General features: G+C 69.7%; 6 protein-coding genes. 4 read left to right on the forward strand and 2 right to left on the reverse strand.

The genetic code is table 11. From position 1 onward, the window contains the following. Positions 1-91 precede the first annotated feature (91 nt). Positions 92-1,021 (reverse strand): 4-(cytidine 5'-diphospho)-2-C-methyl-D-erythritol kinase, encoded by a 930-nt coding sequence (locus tag QK444_RS31225; RefSeq protein ID WP_282785672.1) that lies wholly within the window; start codon positions 1,019-1,021, stop codon positions 92-94. A 134-nt stretch (positions 1,022-1,155) separates the two neighbouring features. After that, positions 1,156-1,908, reverse strand: a complete 753-nt coding sequence (locus QK444_RS31230; protein ID WP_282785673.1) for an SDR family oxidoreductase — start codon at positions 1,906-1,908, stop codon at positions 1,156-1,158. Positions 1,909-1,982: 74 nt separating this feature from the next. Between QK444_RS31230 and QK444_RS31235 the strand changes: the two genes are divergently transcribed. The 4 genes from QK444_RS31235 to QK444_RS31250 all read left to right on the forward strand — a co-directional run. Then, entirely contained in the window at positions 1,983-2,588 is a 606-nt protein-coding gene (locus tag QK444_RS31235) for a TetR/AcrR family transcriptional regulator (protein WP_282785674.1), read from the forward strand. 101 nt (positions 2,589-2,689) lie between these two features. After that, the gene (locus QK444_RS31240) at positions 2,690-2,896 is read left to right on the forward strand and encodes a copper ion binding protein (RefSeq protein ID WP_195144373.1); all 207 of its coding nucleotides are present in this window, start codon (positions 2,690-2,692) and stop codon (positions 2,894-2,896) included. Between the two features lies 1 nt (position 2,897). Beyond that, a complete protein-coding gene (locus QK444_RS31245) occupies positions 2,898-3,794 on the forward strand; it encodes a hypothetical protein (RefSeq protein WP_282785675.1) in 897 nt (298 codons plus the stop codon). Further along, positions 3,794-6,001 (forward strand): heavy metal translocating P-type ATPase (locus QK444_RS31250; protein WP_282785676.1); only part of this gene is annotated, 2,208 nt, incomplete at its 3' end. The genes QK444_RS31245 and QK444_RS31250, both read left to right, overlap by 1 nt.

The following is a 6,001-nucleotide window of genomic DNA, read 5'->3' on the forward strand; positions in this document are numbered from 1 at the left end:
GAATGTACTCACTTCGGGGCGCGGACCGGCGGCCACGACCGTGGAGACCGCTGGGCGTACCCAGCTCCTTACGAAATCAGCTGTCACCGGATCAGTGCATACCGGGGTCCGATACGACTCGGGCTCCGGGCACCGGGCCGGTGGCGGTGCGGACGCTGCGACAGACGCCCGCTCCCGAGAGTTCGGCGGCGACCGCCACCGCGGCCTCCTCGCTCTCGCACAGAAAAGCGCAGGTCGGGCCGGAGCCGGACACGATGCCCGCGAGCGCGCCCGCCGCGACGCCGCCGCGCAGGGTCCGGCGCAGCTCGGGTTTGAGCGACAGCGCCGCGGCCTGGAGGTCGTTGCCGAGCAGCGGTGCGAGCTGATGCGGATCGCCGGAGGCCAATGCCTGGAGCAGCGCTTCGGGGCTGTCCAGGCGGGGCGGGTCACCGGCCGCACGCAGCCGGTCCAGTTCGCGGAAGACCTCGGGTGTCGACAGGCCGCCCTTGGCAAGCGCCAACACCCAGTGAAAGCTGTTGCGGGACAGCACCGGAAGCAGCTTTTCTCCGCGCCCCCGGCCCAGGGCGGTACCGCCGTGCAGCGCGAACGGCACATCGCTGCCCAGTTCGGCGGCGATGTCCAGCAGTTGTTCGCGGCCGAGCCCCAGCTCCCACAGGTCATTGAGGCCCACCAGCGCGGCAGCGGCGTCGGCGCTGCCCCCGGCCATCCCGCCCGCGACCGGAATGCCCTTGTCGATGGCGATCTCCACCAGCGGCGCGCGGCCGTCCAGGTGCGCCAGTCGGACCGCCGCCTTCCACACCAGATTGGTGCGGTCGGTCGGCACCTCGGCCGCGCCCTCCCCCGTCACCTTCACCGCCAGCGAGCCCGCCGGAGCCAGGCGCACATCGTCGCTCAGCGACAGCGCCTGGAAAACCGTGGTGAGGTCGTGGTACCCGTCGTCGCGCAGATCGCCCACCCCGAGGTGCAGATTCACCTTCGACGGGGCGCGCACGACCACGGGACCGGGTACAACAGACAGCACGGGCCAAGCCTAGTGCGCACCGGCCGCCGATAACGAACGGCGGCACAGCCCGCCGGACATCCCGCCGACGCACCGTGCCGCCGTCACCGGATCGGCGGAAGTACCACCCACCGGCCGATCCGTGGCCTTCGGGTCTACAGCAACGCACCGCCGGTGGCGTCGATCCACTGGCCGGTCACCCAGCGGGCGTCGTCCGAGGCGAGAAAGCCGACCACATCGGCGATATCCGCCGCCTGCCCGACCCGGCCCAACGGCGACATGGCCGAGACGTTCGCCTGCGCCTGATCGTTGCGCAGCCACGCGGCATTCATATCGGTGTCGACGATGCCGGGTGCGACCGCGTTGACGGTGATGCCGCGCGCGCCGACCTCCTTGGCGAGGATCGAGGTGAAGGCGTCGAGCGCACCCTTGGTCATCGTGTACGCGACGAGTTCCGGCATGTAGGCGCCGTGGGTGAGCCCGGTGGAGATGTTGACGATGCGGCCGCCGTCGCGCATGCGCTCGAGCGCCAGCTTCGTGATGAAGAACGGGGCCTTGGTGTTGACGGCGAAGACGCGTTCGAAGGACTCCTCGTCGGTACCCGCGATGGGTTCCCGAATACCGTCGATGCCCGCGTTGTTGACCAAAATATCGAGGCCGTCGGCCTGGGCGTCGAAGGCATCGAACAGTGTCCGCGCGTCGCCGGGCGCACCGAGGGTGGCCTGAATCGCGAAGGCCGATCCGCCCGCCGCCTCGATGGCCGCGACGGTCTCCTTCGCGGCGGTCGCATTGCCGTTGTAGTGCACCCCGACCCGCGCCCCGTCGCGGCCGAGTCGTTCCGCGATGCCGCGGCCGATACCGCGGCTGCCGCCGGTCACCAGTGCGGTCTTCCCTGTCAGCGCGCCCATGTGCATGCCTTTCTCTAGCAGTCGCTACAGAAATAAGATAACACATTGAATAGCGAGCGCTATAAAATAGATCCATGGCCGCACCGACGCGGGGACGTCCCCGCTCCTTCGATCGAGACGCCGCACTGGACAAGGCGATTCACCTGTTCTGGCGCAAGGGGTACGAGGCCACCTCCACCCGGGATCTCACCGAGGAGCTCGGCATCGGCGCGCCCAGCCTGTACGCCGCCTTCGGCGACAAGCAACAGCTGTTCACCGAGGCGGTGCACCGCTTCGGCGAGTGCTACGGCGGATTCGCCATGCGCGCCTTCGCCGAGGCGCCCACGGCGCGCGGCGCGGCCGAACGCCTGCTGCGCGAGGCCGCGGCGGCCTACACCGAACCCGGTCGCCCGGCCGGGTGCATGGTGATCAGCGCCGGGGTCAATACCACCAACAGCGAGGTCGCCACACTGCTCCGGGACAAGCGCAATCACAATGTGGCCGTACTGGAGGAGCGCATCCGGGCGGATGTCGAGACCGGGACACTGCCCGCCGACACCGATCCCGCCGCGCTCGCGCGTTACACGGCGGCGGTTCTGCAGGGCATGTCCCAGAGCGCCCAGGACGGTGCGACCGCCGCCGAACTGGGCAAAGCCGCGAAACTCGCCATGCGCGCCTGGCCCGAGGAGATCGCGCGCTGAGTTTTCCGGCGACAGGCTTGCGTCAGGTACCCCTTGGGGGTATGTTCATCGATGTCGGGGATACCCCCACACCGTATGATGAGCGCGAGAAGGAGTCTGACATGGCCACCAGCACCTACACCGTCACCGGGATGACCTGCGGCCACTGCGTCGGTTCGGTCCAGAAGGAGATCGGCAAGATCGATGGCGTCACCACTGTCGACGTGGACCTCGCGAGCGGTCTGGTGAAGGTGGAGTCGAACGCTCCCCTCGCGGACGCCGACGTCGTGGCCGCCGTCGACGAGGCGGGTTACCAGGTGGCGGGCTGAGATGAACGATCGACTGAGATTCGCCGCGTTCGGCGGCGGACTGGTCGTGCTGTTCGGGGCCGCGCTCGGGATCGGCGCCCTGGTGGGCGACCCGAGCCCGGCCCCCGGGCACGACACCGCGCAGAGCCAGGCGGCCGACGCCGACACCCTGGGCCTGGCCGACAGCGAATCCGGCTACACCCTCGGTGAGATCAGCGCTCCGACCACAGCGAATCAGCCCGGCGTACTGAGCTTCCGGATCACCGGACCGTCCGGAACCGTCACCGCCTATGACGAACAGCACGAAAAGGACCTGCACCTGATCGTGGCCCGCACCGACGCGGGCCAGTTCCGGCACGTGCATCCGGAGTTGGCCGCGGACGGCACCTGGTCCATCGACTGGACCTGGAAGGAACCGGGCACCTACCGGGTATTCGCCGACTTCGCGCCGACCGGCGGGCCGGGCGGGCTCACCCTGAGCCGGACCGTCACCGTCACCGGGCAGGCCGCACTCCAGCCCCTGCCGCCGCCGTCCCGGACCGCCGAGGTGGACGGGTACCGGGTCACCCTCACCGGTGAGCTGACCACCACCGGAAGCGAACTGAGCTTCACCGTCACCCGGGACGGCAAGCCGGTCACCGATCTGCGGCCCTATCTGGGCGCATACGGGCATCTGGTGGCGTTGCGGGCCAGCGACCTCGCCTACCTGCACGTCCATCCGCAGGGCGAGGTCGGCACGACACCGGCCGGACCGGAGGTGGCATTCCACGCGGAAGCGCCGACGGCCGGGGATTACCGTCTGTACCTGGACTTCTCGCACGGCAACGCGGTGCACACCGCCGAATTCACCATCACCGCCACCACCGCCCCCGCACCGGTCGATCCGGTGGGGCACGGAGCACACGAAGGAGGTCACTGATGAGCGCACCCACTGCCGAGCGGTCCGTCGAACTCGAGATCGGCGGTATGACCTGCGCCTCGTGCGCCTCCCGCATCGAGAAGCGGCTCAACAGGATCGAGGGCGTCACCGCGACGGTGAACTACGCCACCGAGAAGGCGAAGGTCAGCTTCCCGCAGTCGGTGACCGCCGACGACCTCATCGAGCACGTCACCGAGGCCGGTTACAGCGCGGCCGTGCACACCACCGAATCGGCGAGAAACGAAGCGGCCGAGGATGATTCCCGCCCCAGTGCCACCGCGGACCTACGGCACCGACTGTTGGTGAGCCTGGCGCTCGCACTGCCGGTGGTGGCCACGTCCATGATCCCGGCGCTCCAGTTCGACAACTGGCAGTGGCTCTCGCTCACGCTGACCGCACCCATCGTGGTGTGGGGCGGCGCGCAGTTCCACCGCGCCGCCTGGATGAACGCCCGGCACGCCACCGCCACCATGGACACGCTGATCTCGCTGGGCACCATCGCGGCCTTCAGCTGGTCGGTGTACGCGCTGTTCTTCGGCGACGCGGGCATGCCCGGCATGAAACATCCCTTCACCCTGAGCATTTCGCGCACCGATTCGGCCTCGACGCTGTACTTCGAGGTCGCGGCCGTGCTGATCGTGGCCATTCTGGCGGGCCGGTACTTCGAGACCCGGTCCAAGGAGAAAGCCGGATCGGCGCTGCGCGCCCTGCTCGAAATGGGCGCGAAGGAGGTGTCGGTACTGCGCGGCGGCGCCGAAACCCGCATCCCGGTAGCCGATCTGACGGTCGGCGCGGAATTCCTCGTCCGCCCCGGAGAGAAGGTCGCCACCGACGGCGTAGTGGTGAGCGGCAGTTCGGCCCTCGATATGAGCATGCTGACCGGTGAGTCCGTGCCGGTCGAGGTCGGGCCCGGCGACGAGGTGGTCGGGGCGACGGTGAACGCGGGCGGCATGCTGACCGTGCGCGCCACCCGCGTCGGCGCGGACACCCAGCTGGCGCAGATGGCCAAGCTGGTGGAGGACGCGCAGAACGGCAAGGCGCAGGTGCAGCGGCTCGCCGACCGGGTAGCCGGGGTCTTCGTGCCGATCGTCATCGCCATTTCGGTGGCGACGCTGGGCTTCTGGCTCGGCACCGGGACGGCCACCGCCGCCGCGTTCGGCGCGGCCGTGGCGGTGCTGATCATCGCCTGCCCGTGCGCCCTGGGCCTGGCCACTCCGACGGCGCTGCTGGTCGGCACCGGTCGCGGTGCGCAGCTGGGCATCCTGATCAAGGGCCCGCAGGTGCTGGAGTCGACCCGGCGCATCGACACCGTGGTACTGGACAAGACCGGCACCGTGACCACCGGCAAGATGACGCTGGCGCAGGTGATCCCGGCCGCCGGGCAGGACGCGGACGAACTGCTCGCGGTGGCCGCGGCGGTGGAGCACGGTTCCGAGCACCCGGTCGCCACGGCCGTGGTGGACGGTGCGGCGGCCGCCGGCCTGACCCTGGATCCGGTGGAGCAGTTCGTCTCCCACGGCGGCAAGGGCGTGCAGGGTCTCGTCGGTGAACGCGCGGTGGTGATCGGGCGCACCGCGCTGCTCGAGGATTGGTCGATCACCCTGCCGGAGTCGTTGGCACAGGCCAAGTCCCAGGCCGAGGACGCCGGGCACACCGCCGTCGTGGTGGCCTGGGACGGTACCGCTCGCGGCGTGCTGGTGATCGCCGACGCGATCAAATCCACCAGCGCCGAGGCGATTTCGGACCTGAAGGCGCTCGGACTCACCCCGGTGCTGCTGACCGGCGACAATGCCGCCGCCGCCCGCACGGTGGCGGATCGGGTCGGCATCACCGAGGTGATCGCCGAGGTGCTGCCCAGCGACAAGCTCGACGTGATCAAGCGACTCCAGGACGAGGGCAAGGTCGTCGCCATGGTCGGCGACGGCGTCAACGACGCCGCCGCGCTCGCCCAGGCCGATCTCGGTCTGGCCATGGGCACCGGCACCGATGTGGCGATCGAGGCCAGCGACATCACGCTGGTGCGCGGCGATCTGCGCACCGTGGCGGCGGCCATCCGGCTGTCCCGGGCCACCCTGGGCACTATCAAGGGCAATCTGTTCTGGGCCTTCGGCTACAACGTCGCGGCCATTCCGCTGGCCGCCGCGGGCATGCTCAACCCCATGCTCGCGGGTGCCGCCATGGCGCTGTCCAGTGTCTTCGTGGTCAGC

The sequence above is a fragment of the Nocardia sp. CC201C genome, assembly GCF_030010695.1.
Taxonomy (GTDB): domain Bacteria; phylum Actinomycetota; class Actinomycetes; order Mycobacteriales; family Mycobacteriaceae; genus Nocardia; species Nocardia otitidiscaviarum.

Excerpts from the sequence above, each read along its gene's own strand:
- QK444_RS31230 (WP_282785673.1), bottom strand. The coding sequence starts at position 1,908 with ATGGGCGCGCTGACAGGGAAGACCGCACTGGTGACCGGCGGCAGCCGC.
- QK444_RS31235 (WP_282785674.1), top strand. The coding sequence starts at position 1,983 with ATGGCCGCACCGACGCGGGGACGTCCCCGCTCCTTCGATCGAGACGCC.
- QK444_RS31240 (WP_195144373.1), top strand. The coding sequence starts at position 2,690 with ATGGCCACCAGCACCTACACCGTCACCGGGATGACCTGCGGCCACTGC.
- QK444_RS31245 (WP_282785675.1), top strand. The coding sequence starts at position 2,898 with ATGAACGATCGACTGAGATTCGCCGCGTTCGGCGGCGGACTGGTCGTG.